We start from the raw sequence: 17,858 nt of genomic DNA, 5'->3' as shown, positions 1-17,858 counted from the left end.
CGCCGTGGCACGGCGTCCGATCGCGTGAACCGTCCTGCGCGAAGAACGACAAACGGTAGCCTCGGACACGTTGTCGACGCGGCCCGACGGGCTTCCGCTCCACTGCGGTGGAGTCTCGAAGGACATGCCCCCACCCGCACGAGTCACTTCGTGCTGCCTGGGGGAAGTTCTTGCTGTTCCGTGCGTCCGCGAAATCGGTCGCCGTCATGGCGCTCGACGGTTCGCTGTTCCTGCACCTCACCGACCAGTTCGCCCATATGCACGGCCACCGGCCCGGAACCCCGGAGGTGCGCTCCTGGGAGCGCAGCCTTCCCGTCCTGGCGGCTGCGCTCAACGACGCCGGACTGGGGGACGTCGAGGTGATGCTGGAGTACGCGCTCCCTCTGAACAGCAAGCGCGCCGACGTCGTCCTTGCCGGCGTGCACCCCTCGACCGGGGAACCCTCCTACGTCGTGGTGGAACTCAAACAGTGGAGCCAGGCGCTGCCCCACGAGGACGATCCCACGCTGTGCCACGTGGAACGCTACGCCCACCCGGTCCTCAACCCCATCGAGCAGGTGCGGCGCTACTGCGAGTACCTGGTGAACTTCAACGGAGCGCTGGCCGGACACGGACACCGGATCAGCGGAGTGGCGTACCTGCACAACGCCACCGAGTTCGGTGTCGCCGGCCTGCGAGAGATCGAGCGCGATGACCGCGGGCTGCTGTTCACAGGGCAACGCCGTGGCGAATTGCTCGATCACCTCCGCACAAAGCTGAGCGACAGGCACCCCGGCGCCGGGGCGGCGGACGAACTCCTGTCGGGTGCGACGGTGCCGTCGAAGCAGCTCATGTCCGTGGCCGCCGAGGAGGTACGGGAGCGCCGGCAGTTCGTACTCCTGGACGAGCAGCAGGTGGCGTACCGCATGGTGCTCAACGCGGTGGAGAAGGCCAGGCGGGCCGACAGCAAGGAGATCGTCGTCGTCACCGGCGGCCCGGGCACCGGCAAGAGCGTGATCGCACTTCAACTGCTGGGTGAGCTGTACCGGCGCGGAGTGCCTGCCCTCCACGCCACCGGCTCCCAGTCGTTCACCAAGACGATGAGGAAGGTCGCAGGCTTCCGCAGGCGGGAGGTGCAGGACCTCTTCAAGTACTTCAACAGCTTCATGACCGCCGAGAAGAACAGCCTCGACGTCCTGATCTGCGACGAGGCCCACCGCATCCGGCAGACCTCGGCGAACCGCTACACGCGGGCCGAGCACCGGACCGGCAGGGCCCAGCTCGACGAGCTCATCGACGTGGCCCGCGTGCCCGTCTTCCTTCTGGACGAGCACCAGGTGGTACGGCCGGGCGAGATGGGCACCGTGGCCGAGATCAAGGCGACGGCGGCCAGACGGGGCCTGCCCTGTCATGTCGTCCCGCTGGACAGCCAGTTCCGCTGCGGCGGCAGCGACGCCTACCTGCGCTGGGTCGTGCGGCTCCTCGGTCTGGAACCGGGCGGGCCGCTGATCTGGGAGCCCGACGACCGGATGCAGTTGCTGGTCGCCGAAAGTCCGCGGGAGATGGAATCGTTTCTCGAGGCACGGCGTGCGCAAGGCTATGGTGCCCGCCTGTCCGCAGGGTACTGCTGGCGCTGGTCCCCGGAGCCCAAGCCCGGGCAGCCTCTCCCGCTCGACGTCGTCATCGGCGACTGGGCCCGCCCATGGAACCTTCGTGGCGATCGTTCCGTCTCGGGGGCGCCCCCAGCCGCCCTGTGGGCCACCGACCCCGCGGGTTTCGGACAGGTCGGCTGTGTCTACACCGCTCAGGGCTTCGAGTACGACTGGTCAGGCGTCATCATCGGCCCCGACCTGGTGTGGCGCGGCGACCGCTGGGTCACCGACCGCAGCGCCTCCCGCGACCCGGCTTTCAAGAAGACCACCCCGGACGCCGACGTCGACCGTCTCATCCGCAACACGTACAAGGTGCTGCTGACGCGCGGCATGGTCGGCACCGTCGTCCACTCGACAGACCCGGAGACGCAGGCGAAGTTGCGCCAACTCGTGTCGACTTCGGTGCGGGAGCCCGCTTCGGCCTGACCGGGCGTCCACGTTCGCCCGCGCTCGCTGCGACCATTCGCCGCTCAGTCCGAGCCTGCTCCGTCTGCTCATGACAGAGCCGGGCCCTCGATCCGCCGGGGCCCGGCTTCAGCCATCACCTGCCGGCGAGCAATGACTCCAGCGCCCGCGCGGATGCCGGGTGCCTGGCCACAAGGGCGGTACCCGTGGGAGCAGAAGCAGCTTCTTCGACCCAGACGTCCGTGCAACCCAGCAGGTCCGCCAGGGCGGCGCAGGTCGCTGGATGGGTCCGCAGGAGGGGTGCGCCTGGTGTGGGCGTGGCCTCGGGGGCGGCCCAGCCCTCGTCGCAGCCCAGCAGGTCGGCGATCGCGTCGCACGACGCCGGGTGGGCGGTGAGGAGGGGGGTGGGTCGGGGGGCCGCTGCCGTGGCCGGACGGCGGGCCGGCTGCCGGGGGGCCCGCCACGGGGGGACCCAGGTGTCCAGGGCGTCCAGGCGGGCCGGGAAGATGCGGCCGGCCTCGCGGATCAGCAGCGGGGCCAGGTCCGCGGCGCCGGAGCGGAGCGTGGTGATGAGGCGGGGGAGCCAGGGGAGCAGGACCGGGTCGGGCAGGCGGGCGAAGGCGTTGGAGACCGCCTCGACCACCACGTCCGCCAGGCCCGGCACCGGCTCCAGGGCGTGCACGAAGCCGCTCAGGTAACGCGGATAGGAGGGGACGACCAGCGGGTTGTCCAGCAGTTGCTCGCAGCGCGCCCGCAGCTCGGCGCGGGACAGGGTGCCGAGCTGCACCTGGGCCGCCCACAGCAGTGCCGTCTTGGACGGGTCGTCCGGGTGGGACTGGGCGACCGCGAGTTCCAGCTGGGCCCGGTCGCAGCCCAGGGACAGGGCGAGGCTCTCCATGCTGAACAGGAAGCCCAGCATCGCCGCGACCTGCCCGACCGTCGCCTCCTCGTCGCGGAACGCCGTCGGCAGCAGGGTGCAGTAGTGGGCGTAGCCGGTCCTGGTGAAGGACTCGATCCAGGCCGGGAGCACCGGCTCGTTGGTGCGGTAGTACGCGAGGAGCGCCCGCACCCGGCGCAGGACCTCCGGGGCACCGTCGACGCTGCGCTCGGTGGAGAGGACCTTCAGCGCGTGGGTGCCGAGTTCGTCGGCGAGGCGGCGGCTGCCGAGGTAGAGGATGGCCTCCTCGACCGCGGCCAGCACCGTCGCCGTGGTGGCCCGCGGGGCGTATGCCTCGCGGCGCAGCCGCTGCTCCAGGACCTGTTCCAGGCTGACGCCCTCGTAGCCGAGCTCGATCAGGGCGCGCTGGTGGGTGCCGAGCGCCAGGTCCCAGGACTCCTGGATGGAACGCTCGCCCAGCCGCCGTTCGCCCATGATGGGACGGGCCGCTCCCTGTGGCATCAGACGCCTGAGCATCCACAGGACGTCGGAGCACGCGCGGAGTTCCGGACGTGAGCTCATGTCGAGTAGGGCCCGCTGCACGCCCCGTCGCTGGAGTGTCAGCTCCAGCGGTGCGAGCCGGTCGTACACGTCGCGGGCGAGCGGCGGCAGGGAGTCGTAGCCCACCTGGCCGATCCGGTCGCCGCCCATCATGATCTCGACGAGCCGGCGGATGTCCCGGCGGCCCGGGACGCTGTCCTTCTCGATACAGGTGATCGCCGCGTCCTGGAAGTCGTACGGCGTCGGCTTCGCCCGGTCCCGCATCCCCGCGAGCAGGATGGACGTCTCGAACACGGCGATGGCGTCGGCCGTGGAGGCGAGATATCCATTGCGCCGGGCCGCCCGCACGATGTCCACCGACCAGCCGAGGAGTTCCGCCTCGTCGAGCGGGTCGAGGGCGGGCGGGGTGCGCAGGAAACCGGAGAGCCGGTCGTCGCCGGTGCCGGCGTCGGCGGCAGCCGTTGCGGGTGCCGCGGTCTGCTTGCGCTCGGCCGCCTTCGCCGGGGCCTTCTTCCTGGTGCCGGCCTGGCCCGCCAGCCGGTACGGCTGCACCCGGGTGCGCTTCAGGCTCTTCGCCCACTCGGTGGCCGCGATCGACACCGAACCGGCGGCCAGCCCGAACTGCGCCTCGATCGCGGCGTGGCTGGAAGGGATCAGCCCGTACTGCCAGGAGGTGCCGGTGCGCGGGGAGATCGTGAACGTGTCGGCCCCGTTCAGACCGAACTCCTCGACCCGGCTGGCGGCGTGGAACGCGCCGCACACATACAGGCAGTCGTCCGGGTCGGTGTCCGTGGCCCGCAGATGCTCGCGTATCCGGGTCCACATGTACCGCTCGCGGTCCTCGTCCACGCGGAGCCGGCCGGCGTCCCCGGGGGCGAGCCGGCGGAACAGGCTGCCGATGAGGAACATCACCTGGCGGTAGGTGTCGTGGTCGCTGCCGCTCGCGCCGAGCGGCACCTCCACGTACTGGTGCCACCACTCCGACCAGTGCCGCACCTTGCCGTGGTGCAGCAGATGCTCCTCCAGCTCGGCGAAGCGCGGACGCAGATCACCGATCTCGACACCGACCGCCTCACCGTGCAGTGCCGCCTCCGTCTCGGCGGGAGCCGTGCCGTCGCCGGCGGCGGGGTGCGGATCCGGCGGGCCGTCGTCCCCGCGCCGGTCCCACTGGAAGACGTGGTCCGCGGACCGGTCGACCAGGACCAGTTCCACGCCCGGTGTGTCCAGGGCGTAGGCGATGGCCTGGTACTCGGCTGACGCCTCCGTGATCGGTGCGACGACCGACAGCGGAGCCCACTCGGCGGGGAAGCCGTCCACCTCACCGGCGAACGCCTGGACCGCCACCGGCAGCCGGCAGTTGCGCAGCTCGGTCAGCAGCGGAGCCATGTCCTCGCACAGCTCCAGATAGATCACCTTGGGCTGCTTCTCGCGCAGCCGGCGGGCCATGGCGAGAGCGGAGGCGGGGGAGTGGTGACAGACGGGGAAGATCTCCAGCGGCTCGTTCACCGCGCGGTCGACGTCGTCGACCATGCCGAGCAGGATGCTCTCCAGCGCGTCCGGCCCGCCTGCGAAAGCGGCGGCTGCCTCCTGGAGCTGTCCCTTCAGCGCGCTGAACGTGCCGTTCGTGTCGGGAGTCTGGGGCACGGGTGTCCCTTCGGGTTTGTGCAGTGCGCTCATGACAGGGTGGCGATCGCGTCGCGGCCGCCCTCGAGGAACTCCGTCCAGGAGCCGCCCTCCTCCTTGCTGCGCGGCTCGACGACGCCGTGCAGGTACTTGTTGAGGATGGCCAGGTCCTCGGGCTCGCGCCGGGCCAGCGAGCCGACCAGGGAGGAGGCCAGCGTGCGGGCGGTGAGGGTGCGCTCGCCGAAGAAGTTGCTGTGCAGCACCGCGTCCTCCAGCACACCGATCTGCTCGGCCGTCGACAGCGCCGACTCCAGCTTCTCGTCGTCGCTGCCGGCCGCGGCGGCCGAGGCACGCAGGTCGGCGAAGCTCTGCAGCAGCACATCGAGCAGGGTCGGCGGCACCTCCAGGTCGATGGCGTGCCGGCGCAGCAGCTCCTCGGTGCGGAAGCGGACGATCTCCGCCTCGCTCTTCTTGTTGGTGACGACCGGGATGCGGACGAAGTTGAAGCGGCGCTTCAGGGCGGAGGACAGGTCGTTCACGCCCCGGTCCCGGCTGTTGGCGGTGGCGATGACGGAGAAGCCGGGCTTGGCGAAGACGATGTTGTCGCTGCCGCTGCTCTCCAGCTCCGGCACGGAGATGTACTTCTCGGAGAGGATCGAGATCAGCGCGTCCTGGACATCGCTGGTGGCGCGGGTCAGCTCCTCGAAGCGGCCGATGGCGCCGGTCTCCATCGCGGTCATGATGGGCGAGGGGATCATCGACTCACGGGACTGGCCCTTGGCGATGACCATGGAGACGTTCCACGAGTACTTGATGTGGTCCTCGGTGGTGCCGGCCGTGCCCTGCACCACCAGCGTGGAGTTGCGGCAGATAGCGGCGGACAGCAGCTCCGCCAGCCAGCTCTTGCCGGTGCCCGGGTCGCCGATCAGCAGCAGGCCGCGGTCGGAGGCGAGAGTGACGATGGACCGCTCGACGAAGCTGCGGTCGCCGAACCACTTCTGGGAGATCTCCCGGTCCAGGCCGTCGGAGCGCTCCGAGCCGAGAATGAACAGCCGGACCATCTTCGGCGACAGACGCCACGAGAACGGCTTGGGGTTGTCGTCGATGGACTCCAGCCAGTCCAGCTCCTCGGCGTACTTGATCTCGGCGGGAGCGCGCAGCAGGTCGGACATGAAGGGGAAGCCTTTCCTTACGAGAACGAGGACACAGAAGAAGACGAAGAGTTGAGCGATCAGCGCGATCGGTGCGATCAGTGCGATCGATGAGGTCGATGGGGTCGAAGTGACCGGAACGATCAGAACGACCGGAGACAGGGGAGTACGCGGGCCCCGGGACGAGCGAGGCGGGCGTTCGCCGGTCAGGTGAGAAACGCCTTGAGCTCGAGCACGAGCTTCTTGATGTGACCCGAGATCACCGGCGTGCCGAGGTTGTTGAACTTCGCCCGGAACCACGGATTGACGCTGCCGCGCCCGGAACTGGTCACCGAGCCCACCGGGATGAACTTCGCCCCCGAGCGGTGTATCGCGGCCATGCTCTCGAACAGCTCGGTGTGGCGCCATTCGTAGAAGTCGGAGATCCACACCACGACGGTGTTGCGCGGCTCGGCGATCTTCGGCTGGGCGAGCGCCATGGCGACGGTGCCGTCGGTGCCGCCGCCGAGCTTGGTGCGCAGCAGCGTCTCGAACGGATCGTGCGCCCAGGGCGTGAGGTCCAGCGCCTGCGTGTCGTACGCGATCAGATGGACCTCGACCTTCGGCAGCCCGGCGAAGATGGACGCCAGGATGGTGCAGTTGACCATCGAGTCGACCATCGAGCCCGATTGGTCCACGACCACGATCAGCCGCTGGGGTGTCGTCTTGCGGCTGGTGTGCCGGTAGTAGAGGCGGTCGACGTAGAGCCGCTCCTCCTCCGGGTCCCAGTTGGTGAGGTTCTTCCAGATGGTGCGGTCCAGGTCGAGGTTGCGGAACACCCGCTTGGGCGGCACCGAACGGTCGATCTCACCGACCGACGCCTTCTCCACCTGGGTGCGCAGCACCTCGGCGACCTGGTCGACGTAACGGCGGATCAGCGCCTTCGCGTTGGCCAGCGCGACGCCCGACAGGTTGTCCTTGTCGCGCAGCAGCTGCTCGATCAGCGACATGCTCGGGGTCAGCCGGGACGCCAGCCGCGGGTCGGCCAGCACCTCGCGCAGCCGCATCCTCTGCACCAGGCCCGCCTCGATCGAGCCGAGTTCGGGACCGATCTCCGGGATGAGCCGGCTCAGATCGGGTGTGGGCGCCCCGGAACCGGTACCGGTGGGGCTGACGCCGCCGCCCGCCCCCGTACCGGTCGCATCGCCCTGGCCGCCGCGTCCTCCGCGCAGTTCGCCGGGCCGGCAGCCCAGGGCCCGCTCCAGCCAGCCCGCGTCGGACTGCCAACGCGCCAGCTGCCCGGCGGTCACCGTGCCGGGCGGGGAGGCGAAGACATTCAGCAGCACCTTCGACGCGAGCGCCGCGCGCCGCACCTCCGCGGCCCGGTCACGCCGGCCGTCCTCCTCGGGCTCGGGCGTCATCAGCCCCTCGAACTCCGCGGCCAGCTCCGGATGCCGCTGCACCACGGAGTCCACGGACGCCCCCGGGTCCAGCAGGGCGGCCGGCAGCCCGATGTCCTCCACCACGGCGAGGCTCGCCGATTCGAGAGCCGCCTGCTCCTCGGGGTCGAACAGACGCGCAAGGAGCCGCCAGTACAGCACCTGACGCCGGTTGTCGTTCGGGTCGGGCACGGGAGCCCGCTCCGTCATGTGCTCCGTCTCGTTCATTTCCGCAGCAGCTTTCCTGCTCGCTCGCGCAGCACCTTCACGGCGTCGGTCGCCGCCTTCTCGGCCCGCACCCCGGCCTTGTCGCTCGTACCCCCGGCCCACGCCCCGGCGTGCACGGCCACGGACTTCTTCCCCACCGTCCGCTCCACGGCGAGCGGCTGAAGCAGGAACTCACCGGCGTCCCAGCGCAGCAGCCCGATGCAGGCAGCGGACGAGGCGACCGCCTCCGCCGTGAGCGGACCGGCGGTCGGCGCACGCTCGGCGTCGACGGCCAGCCGCTGCCCGGCGATCTCGAAGGCGACGGCCCCGTCGTCGCCCTCCTCCACGGCGTACCCCTCCAGCAGGACCGGCACGGCGAGCCGGGCCGGATGCCGGTCCAGAGGAGCCGTGGGGAACGCGGCGGCGGTGGGCAGCGCGACCCGCGCCGTGGTGAACACCTCGGCGGAGTCACCCATCCGGGCCCGGCCGTCGTCCCAGATCAGATCGCCCTCCGCGGTGAGCGGCATGGCGTCCAGCGCCATGACCCGCTCCTCGCTCACCGCGGTGAGCAGCGACATGTGCGGCCGGAGCACCTGCCACAGCCCCGCACCCACGACCGTGTCCGGCTTCGGCGCCGACACACTCGCCCGCACCAGCCGGGGCGTACCACCGTCCGCCGGCTCGAACACCCCGTGCACCTGGGCCTGTACGGCGGTGGCGTGCTCCTGCACGTCCACCCCCAGCGGCAGCAGCCGCCCCGTCGCCTCGCCTCTGCCGGCACTGGCGGACCCGGCGCCCGGAACCGTCAGCAGCATCGCCCGCGACCACAGGTCGGCCCACCGGCGCACCGGTATCCGCTCCAGGCCGGCGCCGGGACAGCAGGCGGCGAGTTCACCGGCGAACCCGTCCAGCAGCGTCGCCAGACGGCGCAGCGCCGGATCGGGCAGCATCGCGGAGACGACCGGCGCCGCTTCGGCGACCAGGTCGTGATCGATGCCCTGCCAGCCCGCCCGAGCCAGATCACTCAGCCAACTCCGCGCTGCCGCGCCGAGGTTGGAAGCCTGTGTCTCCTCACCCCGCCCCGCGTCGCCGACGCCCCCCGGCGCCGCCTCGCCCGCGCTCTCCTCCGCCCGAGGCCGGTCCACGACCTCCTCGACGCGCGCGGCCAGCGCATCGTGCACCGAGCCCAGCAGCGCGGTGCGCGCGGCGGCCAGTGCGACGAAGTGATCCTCACCGGCCGCCCCGGCCGCCGTCTTCTCCGCCGCCTCGGCCACCCGTGAGGCGAGCGGCGTCCCGGCGACCGCCTCGGCCAGCCCCATCAGTCCGTCGGACTGTCCGGGCTGCGGCCGCAGCAGACCGCCCACGAGCACGTCGTCGAACCCGTCCACGGCCGTCAGCGCCTCGTCGAGCCCGTCGATGGCATCGCCCAGCAGATCGACTCGCATCAGGCCACCGCCCTCGTCGTCGGGAACCACTGCATCTCCGGCACCGGAGCGGTCGACGGGTCGAGTTCGAGGTAGGCCAGGTGCCGCAGGAAGCGGCTGAACACCTGGGCCGCCGTCGAACGGTCCCCCTGGGCCGGCCTGGTGCCGGCCATGGCCGAGGTGAGGGAATGGACGTCGGGTGCGTCGGCGGGGTCCTCGACCTTCAGATACCGGGTCACCCGCTCGAGGCCGTACTGCAGCACGGCCTCACCGATCAGCGCGCGTATGTGGTTGCAGAACCAGCCCCGCCCCCCGCCGCAGGGGCGGTTGTTGTTGGTGCTGCACGTGAACGCGTACGAACCCGCCTCCACCGACGAGACGTACACACGCCGGGCGTCCGACCCACTGGACACCACACCCTGCAACCGCCCGTCGGCCAACTCGACGAACGGCACCTTGGCCAGCTTCCGCGGCCGCGCGGACGGCATCACCCGCGCCGTGCTCGACCTCTCCCAGAGCGACAACGCACCATCTCCCATGCATACGAAAGGGGAGTCCTCGCCGAGACCCGGCGGGACGGAGATGAATCTATCGGTGACCACTGACAACGCCCCCTGCCTGCGACATCGGCCTCCGGCTCGGCCTTGGGGAAGGCGAGCGGGATCGGACGGCAGCGGGCGTACCGGACCGTACGCGGCGCGAGTGCCGCGCAACTGTTGCTCGGGTCAACCTTCTTGACGCGCCGTGCGACGGGCCGATACTGGTCCGACGTGCTCAAGTGACCGCTCGTGCCGTCGTCGATGCGAGGCGCGCGGGTGACGAGGGCACACGAAAGCGACGCACGTCACCACCAGAGGGCTTCGCTCGGGGCCTGGCACCAGAGGTGCTCCGGAGACGGGCGACGCCGGCAGGCGCGAAGGCAGCGGGAGGTCGGTGCAGGTGAGGAGAAGGCTCTGCGGAGCGGCGGCCGCCCTCGGCGTCGTCCTGGCGGTGACCACGGTCCCACCCGTCCAGGCGTCGTCCGACCACCGGCCCGGCGGCGGCATCGCCCGCACCCTGCCCCTCGGCCCACCAGGCCTCACCGAGACCCGCACCACGCACACCCTGCAGCCCGGCGTGACCCTCACCCGCATCGTGCGCGGTGCCCAGGACCCCGCTCTCCACTGGACGGTCGAGGCAACCATTCCCGGCGGCGACACCTCACCCGATCCCGACGCACCGCCCTCCACCCTCAAGGACCGGGCCAGTGCCGAGGAACTCGTCGCCGATCTGCGACGGGACGGATTCCAGGCCCGCACCGAGCCGGTGACGACCCCGCGCACCGCGGACTACGCGGGCGGCACGCTCGGCTGGCGGGTGCGCATCGGCACCTTCGGCTCCCAGTCCGCCGCGACGGCCGAACGGGCCCGGCTGCTGGCTGCCGGACACTCCGGTTCGGTCGTCCACACCGGCTGGGACGGCGCACGCACCGACCGCGGACCGTGGCGCATCGACGTCCTCACCATCGACCCGCGCACCTTCCGCGGAAGCCTGGACGCCACCTACGGCCCCGACCTCGAGCAGCGCGAGACCACCAGCGCGCTGGCCGCAGGCGCCGACGCCGTCGCCGCGGTGAACGCGGGCTTCTTCGTCCTCGACCCCCGCGCCGGCGCGCCCGGGGACCCGGCAGGTGTCGGCGTGTATGACGGGCGTCTGCTGAGCGAACCGGTGAGCGGGCGCCCCGCCCTCGTCGTCCACGACAACGGCAAGCGAAACCAGGTCACCCGCCTCACCTGGCAGGGACGAGTCACCGCCGGAAAGACCTCCCTCGCCCTGCACGGCATCAACCGGGTACCGGGCCTGATCAGGAACTGCGGTGGCAGCGAGGGCGACACCCCCACCGCCCTGCCTCTGCACGACGTGACCTGCACCAACCCCGACCAACTCGTCGCCTTCACGGCGGACTTCGGAGCGAGCACCCCGCAGGGGCCGGGCACGGAAGCCGTCCTGGACGAACGGGGCCGGGTCGTGGAGCTGCGCACCCCGCGCGGCGGCCCCCTCCCGCCCGGCGGCAGCTCCGTCCAGGCCACCGGCCGGTATGCGGCCGATCTGACGGCGCTGGCCCGGCCCGGCGAGCGCCTGCGCATCGAGACGGCCTTGCGCGACGACCGCGGCCACCGCGTGACCCCGTCTCCCCGGACGGACATCGTCAACGGCGGTCCCGAACTGGTCCGCGACGGACGGCTCCACGTCACCCCGGCCACCGACGGCATGGTGCACCCCGGCGACCCCAGCTGGTACTACGGCTGGGTCCACAAGCGCAATCCACGCACCCTCGCCGGTGTCGACGCCGCCGGCCGCACCGTCCTGATCACCGCCGACGGCCGCAGCACGGATTCCCTCGGCCTGAGCATCACGGAGAGCGCCGAGGTCGCCCGGTCCCTCGGCCTGCGCGACGCCGTCAACCTCGACGGAGGCGGCTCCACGACCATGGTCGTGAAGGACCAGGTGATCAACAGTCCGTCCGACGCGGCGGGAGAGCGCCCCGTCGGCGACGCCCTGGTCATCCTTCCGCGCCGGCACTGACCCGGTCACCCTCCGGCCCACCGCCCACAGCGATCCACCGCACCCACCGACCCCACCGCCCACCACCCGTACGTCCGGAGGCACATGTTGACCCTGCTGGGCTTGGGCCTGTCCTTCACCTGTGCTGCCGGCGCGCTCATCGCTCTGACCCGCACCCTGTCCATGGCGCTGCCCGGTCGGCCGGAACCCTGGCCCGAGCACCTGCTGCGCAGGGCGACGGCGGCAGTCGTGTGGTCCCTCCTCACCGTCTACTGCCTGGGCTTCTTCGGCGTCCTGGCGTCAGAGCTGGAGGCCGGCGACGGCGCCGCCTCTCTCCCCGCTCCAGCGTGTCTCGAAGGCTTCGACGCGGCAACGGAACAGGGCCTGACCCACCACCGTTCCTCCTATCTGCCACTCCGCTTCGACTGCGTCCGCGCGGACGGAACCTCGTACACCGCCGATTCCGACTACGTCTGGATCAACTGGACGTCGGCCTCCCTGGCTCTGACCGCGGCAGCGCTCCTCCTCGTCATGCTCGTCAGGAGCGTTGCCGCCTCCAGAGGCGGGTCCGGCACACCGCGGGCCACCACAAGGGTCTGACTCCGCTCGCAGCGGTCCGCCGTCGGTCATCGTGCTGAGCGACCCGCGGAACGAGATGTGGCTAGTCCTGCGCGCCGGTGTGGAGGTCCATCAGCCTGTTGATGTCGTCGCACAGTTGCTCCACCTTACGGCAGTAGGTGTCCACGATCTCGGCGGTCAGCTGCCAGTCGGGCGGATGGTTTCCGCCTGGAACCTGGCTCGCGTAGGGGTCGGTGACGCCCGTGCGCGTGTATCCGCTCCTGCGGTCCTCGAGTACCTTGACGGATTCGGCGATGACCAGCCAGCGGGCATCACCGGTGGATTCGTGCAGCCAGCTCGCGACCTTCGCGGGCGAGCGCAGATGAACGGGCACGTGCACGCGTCGACGGACCGACCTGAACTCCTTCTTCACCTCGGCCCAGGCCCTGTCCAACGCGTAGAGGTGGGAGAGCTGTTGCTTGAAGTAGGAATCGCCGGGATAGGGAGTTTCCTCCTCGGGCCGCCACCGGCCGACCGGTGTCGGCTGCCACTCCGCCTCGGGTGCGCTGTCCGGAACGACGAACGTCGTACCTGCAACGTCCGTTGCTGTGCGGTCGGGGTCGGAGAGCGGTGGTGACTCCCCGGAGGGAAGCCGGAATGTCTCGCCGGCCCGGGTGGACGGTGCGACGGCAGTCGCACGGTTCGGAAAGCCGAGCACATCGGCCGCGCTGTTCTGGGCGAACAGCTGAGGTTCAGGTCTCCCTCTCAGGACGAGCCGTCGGCGCACCCGCTGCCATGCGCTGCTCACACTCAGTTCGGGCCCCAGGCCGGGAATGCCGTTCTGAAGAATGCCGATCAGTTCTCCGGTGGCTTCCGGAGAATCAGCTCCCGGCGGTGCGTAGGACTGCCTGTCATGTGGTGCGGACGTGAGTACCACGTCCCCGTACACCTCGGTGCGGTCACTGTCCCGGGCCGGATCCTCGTCCAGCGCGAGGGCCAGTTCGTCGCGCGTGACCGGACCAGGTGCGCTCATCGCGCCCGCCAGACCGCTGTAGCAGCAGTCCAGGACGGTCAACCGGTAGCGCGCGTTGCTGCCGGCCTGGCGGATGACCCGGCGCAGGTCCCGGTAGGGCAGCGTGCCGACCTGCGGGTAGTCCTCGTCGGCGGCAGTGAGGCACAGGTACAGGCTCTCGCCGTCCAGATCGCGTAGTCCGTGTCCGGCGAAATACACGAGGAGGGTGTCCTCGGCCGCCAGCGCGGCGTCCCGTACCGTGCTCAGAATGTCGTGCCCGGATGCTGCTGCATCCAGCACCGCGACATGCCTGCCGGGAAGGTTCCAGACGTCGCGCAGCAGACGGGAAAGCCGTCGGGCTCCGGACGCGGCCGCGGGCATCGAGGGCATCCCGGCGTAGACGTCTATGCCGATGAGTACGGCCCGGGTCCTTCGAGGGTCAGGAAGCACCGTCTGCTCCGTCGTCCCGGACGGTGCCTGCCGCTGGTTCCGGTGCCGGGTGGGTGAGGAGTCCGTTGCCGCCGACCAGCCGCACGAGCTGAGCCACCTCCTCGGCGGAACCCGACTCGATCTCCAGTCGAGAGCCGTCGTGTTCGATCACCAGACGCGTGGCCGACCGCACGCGGGGCGGCAGCGAGGCCCGGAAGGCCAGGTGCGAGTACACCAGCGACGTGATGGAGAATCCGCTGTTCAGCACCAGCCCGAGCCAGTCGACCAGGTCGCCGGACATCGTGCCGTCGGATGCTTGCGGGCGGATCCGGCTGATTCTCACGCGCGGCCCCACTGAGCGATCCTGTTCGAGCCACCGCGCCAAGGCTTCCGTCAATCGCGCTGCGTCCTGATTCCGGAGCTCGTCTCCGACTTCAATGCGAATGCGCATTCTTACCCCCACCTCGGGCTTCTGACACCTCGGGCTTCTGAGGCCCAGGAACCAGATGCCGCTCAGACTGTACTCAGGCAGGCAGCGCACGTTCCACCGAGTGTGAGTGAAGGGGCACCCGCTCAAGGCACCTGCCCGAGCAGGCCGGCCGAAAGGACGGGCGGGCACGAACCATGCCGCGCTCCGCAGCGGGCCGAGCCCTTCTGCGCCGCCCCTGACTAGCCCACCCGGGGCACCCCGCCACCCGTCCGCACTGGTCAGCGCGCAGCACCGCGGCGCGCGCCGCAGCATGGAGCGTGCTGCCGACCGGCAGCCCGATCCGGTACCGGTCGGATGCGAAGGAGACCCGCGATGGGTGAGCTGTACATCGATGGTGCGTGGACGAACGCCGCGGGCGGTGGCCGGCGGGAGGTGATCAACCCGTACGACGCCTCCGTCATCACCACCGTCGACGAGGCGGACGCCACCGACGTGGACCGCGCGGTGCGCGCCGCCCGGCGTGCCTTCGAGGAGGAGGACTGGGCGAACGCGCCGACCCGCAAGCGTGCCGACCTGCTGATGCGGGTGCACGACCTGCTGCTGCGCGACATCGACGAGATCGCCCGCACGGAGACCCTGGACACCGGCAAGACGCTGGCCGAGGGCCGGATCGACGTGGAGGACGTGGCGAACGCCTTCCGCTACTTCGCGGAGCTGGCCGGAAAGGACGGCGGCCGCGTGGTGGACGTGGGCCCGGACGTCCTCAGCCGGGTGGTCTATCAGCCGGTCGGGGTGTGTGCGCTCATCGCTCCGTGGAACTATCCGCTGCTCCAGGCGTCGTGGAAGGTGGCACCCGCGCTGGCGGCCGGCAACACCTTCGTGCTGAAGCCCAGCGAGATCACCCCGCTCACCACGATCAAGATGATCCAGCTGATCGAGGAGGCGGGTGCCCCGCCCGGGGTGGCCAACCTGGTCCTCGGTTCCGGGGCGACGGTCGGCGCGGCGCTGACCTCCCACCCCGAGGTGGACCTGGTGTCCTTCACGGGCGGTCTGGCCACCGGGCGCGCCATCATGGCCGCGGCGGCCGAGGGACCCAGGAACATCGCCCTGGAACTCGGCGGCAAGAACCCCAACGTCGTCTTCGCGGACGCCGACTTCGAGGCCGCCGTCGACTACGCCCTGAACGCCGCCTTCCTGCACTCCGGGCAGGTCTGCTCCGCCGGTTCCCGGCTGCTGGTCGAGGACTCCCTGCACGACCGGTTCGTCGAGGCCCTCGCCGAGCGTGCCCGTCACATCCGCCTCGGCAACGGCCTCGAGGAGGGCACCGAGAGCGGCCCGCTCAGCTCCGCCGAACACCGGGAGAAGGTCGAGCGCTACATCGCCATCGGGCGGGAGGAGGGCGCCAGGCTCGTCACCGGCGGCACCCGACCGGACGACCCCGGACTCAGCCGTGGCTTCTTCCTGCTGCCGACGATCTTCGCCGACTGCGACCGCTCCATGCGCATCGTGCAGGAGGAGGTGTTCGGGCCGGTGGTCACCGTCGAACGGTTCCGCACCGAGGACGAGGCGGTCGAGCTGGCCAACGACACCCGCTACGGTCTGGCCGGCGGCGTGTGGACGTCCGACGCCGGCCGCGCGCAGCGCGTCGCGCAGCGCCTGCGCCACGGCACCGTGTGGATCAACGACTTCCACCCCTACGTGCCGCAGGCCGAGTGGGGCGGTTTCGGCCGCTCCGGAGTCGGCCGCGAGCTGGGGCCGACGGGCCTGCGCGAGTACCAGGAGGCCAAGCACATCTACCAGAACCTCGACCCGGCACCCTCCGGCTGGTTCAAGGGTGAGCAGAAGAACCAGAGCCACAGCTAGCACCGGCACGAGAACCAGTGCGGCACCACGGCCCGGAAGACGGCGACGGCCGGCAGGAGCGGCACCCCCGGTCCGAGTGTCCCGAAGAAAGGCAGGCACCCCCCATGGCCTCCACCCCCCACGGAGCCGAGTCCTCCTACGACTACGTCATCGTCGGCGGCGGCACCGCAGGGTGCGTGCTCGCCGCCCGCCTGAGCGAGGACCCCGACTGCCGCGTATGCGTCATCGAGGGCGGCCCCAGCGACGTGGGCGACGAGCGCATCCTGCGCCTGCGCAACTGGATCAACCTGCTCGGCTCGGAGTTCGACTACGGCTACACGACCGTCGAACAGCCCCGCGGCAACTCGCACATCCTGCACTCACGCGCCCGCGTCCTCGGCGGCTGCTCCTCCCACAACACCCTGATCAGCTTCCTGCCGCTGCCGCAGGACCTCGACGACTGGGTGGCAGCCGGCTGCACCGGCTGGGATCCGGGCACGATCCTGCCGTACCGCGACCGGCTGCAGACCAACATCGTGCCGGTGGCCGAGGCCGACCGGAACCCGATCGCCAAGGACTTCGTCACCGCCGCCGCCCGCGCCACCGGCGTCCCCGTCATCGACGACTTCAACGCCGAGCCTTTCGCGGACGGCACCGGCTTCTTCTCCCTGGCCTACGAGCCGGAGGGCAACCTGCGCTCCTCCGCCTCCGTGGCCTACCTCCACCCCGTCCTGGACCGCCCCAACCTCACCCTGATGCTGGAGACCTGGGCGCACCGGCTGCTCACCGACGAGCAGGGACGGCTGACCAGGGTCGCCGTCCGGAAGGCCGACGGCGAGCCCGCGGCGGTGCGCGCGGAGCGCGAACTCCTGCTCTGCGCGGGGGCGATCGACACTCCCCGCCTGCTGATGCTGTCCGGCATCGGCCCCGCCGACGACCTGCGCCGCATCGGCATCGACGTCTCCGTCGACCTGCCCGGCGTGGGGGAGAACCTGCTGGACCACCCCGAGTCGGTGATCGTCTGGGAGACCGACGGACCGCTGCCGCCGAACTCCGCGATGGACTCCGACGCCGGTCTCTTCCTGCGGATGGACAAGGACCAGCCGCGCCCCGACCTGATGTTCCACTTCTACCAGGTGCCGTTCACCGTCAACACCGAGCGGCTCGGCTACCCCGTCCCGGAGCACGGGGTGTGCATGACCCCGAACGTGCCGCGCGCCCGCTCCACCGGCCGCATGTGGCTGCGCAGCTCCGACCCGGCCGAGCACCCCGCCCTGGACTTCCGCTACTTCACCGACCCCGAGGGCCACGACGAGCGCACCATCGTCGAAGGTCTCAAGGTGGCCCGGCAGGTCGCCGCGACCGATCCGCTCAAGGGCTGGCTGGTCCGCGAGGTCGCGCCCGGCCCGGACGTCACCTCCGACGCCGACCTTTCGGAGTACGGGCGCCGCGTCGCCCACACCGTCTACCACCCGGCGGGCACCTGCCGGATGGGCGCCGCGGACGACCCCATGGCCGTCTGCGACCCGCAGCTGCGGCTGCGTGGTGCCGAGGGCGTGCGGATCGTCGACGCGTCCGTCTTCCCGACGATGCCCACGATCAACCCCATGGTGACCGTGCTGCTCGCCGCCGAGCGGGCCGCCGACCTGATCACCTGACGCCCGGGGCCCGCCGACGGGGCGACTCGGTGACCACAGGTGCGCGGCGGGCTGTGGTGACGGGAGAAGCGGTGGGTATGGGTGCTTC

The 17,858-nt window shown here is 70.9% G+C and carries 12 protein-coding genes; 5 read left to right on the top strand and 7 right to left on the bottom strand.

Annotation, left to right across the window (positions count from 1 at the left end; genetic code table 11):
- Window positions 1-170: 170 nt before the first annotated feature.
- Complete coding sequence (locus tag HCJ93_RS06900) at window positions 171-2,057, top strand: DUF2075 domain-containing protein (RefSeq protein ID WP_167992045.1); 1,887 nt, start codon at window positions 171-173, stop codon at window positions 2,055-2,057.
- A gap of 115 nt (window positions 2,058-2,172) precedes the next feature.
- On the opposite strand, the gene HCJ93_RS06895 is transcribed toward HCJ93_RS06900, so the two are convergent.
- The 5 genes from HCJ93_RS06895 to HCJ93_RS06875 form a co-directional block, all read right to left on the bottom strand.
- Complete coding sequence (locus tag HCJ93_RS06895; protein ID WP_167992043.1) at window positions 2,173-5,151, bottom strand: DUF5682 family protein; 2,979 nt, start codon at window positions 5,149-5,151, stop codon at window positions 2,173-2,175.
- Complete coding sequence (locus HCJ93_RS06890; RefSeq protein WP_167992042.1) at window positions 5,148-6,269, bottom strand: ATP-binding protein; 1,122 nt, start codon at window positions 6,267-6,269, stop codon at window positions 5,148-5,150. The genes HCJ93_RS06895 and HCJ93_RS06890 overlap by 4 nt, the downstream gene beginning before the upstream one ends.
- Before the next feature lie 185 nt (window positions 6,270-6,454).
- The gene (locus tag HCJ93_RS06885; RefSeq protein WP_206317048.1) at window positions 6,455-7,894 is read right to left on the bottom strand and encodes a vWA domain-containing protein; all 1,440 of its coding nucleotides are present in this window, start codon (window positions 7,892-7,894) and stop codon (window positions 6,455-6,457) included.
- On the bottom strand, window positions 7,891-9,348 hold the full coding sequence (locus HCJ93_RS06880) for a hypothetical protein (RefSeq protein WP_309141328.1): 1,458 nt from the start codon (window positions 9,346-9,348) through the stop codon (window positions 7,891-7,893). The genes HCJ93_RS06885 and HCJ93_RS06880 overlap by 4 nt, the downstream gene beginning before the upstream one ends.
- The gene (locus HCJ93_RS06875) at window positions 9,318-9,836 is read right to left on the bottom strand and encodes a hypothetical protein (protein WP_167992040.1); all 519 of its coding nucleotides are present in this window, start codon (window positions 9,834-9,836) and stop codon (window positions 9,318-9,320) included. Before HCJ93_RS06875 ends, HCJ93_RS06880 begins: the two co-directional genes overlap by 31 nt.
- 400 nt (window positions 9,837-10,236) lie before the next feature.
- Between HCJ93_RS06875 and HCJ93_RS06870 the strand changes: the two genes are divergently transcribed.
- Both HCJ93_RS06870 and HCJ93_RS06865 read left to right on the top strand, forming a co-directional pair.
- Window positions 10,237-11,862 (top strand): phosphodiester glycosidase family protein, encoded by a 1,626-nt coding sequence (locus HCJ93_RS06870; protein ID WP_373563561.1) that lies wholly within the window; start codon window positions 10,237-10,239, stop codon window positions 11,860-11,862.
- A 102-nt stretch (window positions 11,863-11,964) separates the two neighbouring features.
- The gene (locus HCJ93_RS06865; RefSeq protein ID WP_240967477.1) at window positions 11,965-12,441 is read left to right on the top strand and encodes a hypothetical protein; all 477 of its coding nucleotides are present in this window, start codon (window positions 11,965-11,967) and stop codon (window positions 12,439-12,441) included.
- Window positions 12,442-12,502: 61 nt separating this feature from the next.
- On the opposite strand, the gene HCJ93_RS06860 is transcribed toward HCJ93_RS06865, so the two are convergent.
- Window positions 12,503-13,861 (bottom strand): caspase family protein, encoded by a 1,359-nt coding sequence (locus HCJ93_RS06860; RefSeq protein WP_167992035.1) that lies wholly within the window; start codon window positions 13,859-13,861, stop codon window positions 12,503-12,505.
- Window positions 13,851-14,291: an effector-associated constant component EACC1 gene (locus HCJ93_RS06855; RefSeq protein ID WP_240967476.1), complete on the bottom strand. Its 441-nt coding sequence runs from the start codon at window positions 14,289-14,291 to the stop codon at window positions 13,851-13,853. Before HCJ93_RS06855 ends, HCJ93_RS06860 begins: the two co-directional genes overlap by 11 nt.
- Window positions 14,292-14,642: 351 nt before the next feature.
- Between HCJ93_RS06855 and HCJ93_RS06850 the strand changes: the two genes are divergently transcribed.
- Both HCJ93_RS06850 and HCJ93_RS06845 read left to right on the top strand, forming a co-directional pair.
- Complete coding sequence (locus HCJ93_RS06850) at window positions 14,643-16,133, top strand: aldehyde dehydrogenase family protein (protein ID WP_167992031.1); 1,491 nt, start codon at window positions 14,643-14,645, stop codon at window positions 16,131-16,133.
- 104 nt (window positions 16,134-16,237) lie between these two features.
- Window positions 16,238-17,770 carry a GMC family oxidoreductase gene (locus HCJ93_RS06845; RefSeq protein WP_167992030.1) on the top strand — a complete coding sequence of 511 codons (1,533 nt, stop codon included), beginning with the start codon at window positions 16,238-16,240 and terminating at the stop codon, window positions 17,768-17,770.
- Window positions 17,771-17,858 lie beyond the last annotated feature (88 nt).

Source organism: Streptomyces composti, assembly GCF_012034205.1.
Classification (GTDB): domain Bacteria; phylum Actinomycetota; class Actinomycetes; order Streptomycetales; family Streptomycetaceae; genus Streptomyces; species Streptomyces composti.
Note: the sequence above shows the minus strand (reverse complement) of the source record. Positions and strands in the feature narration are given on the sequence as shown.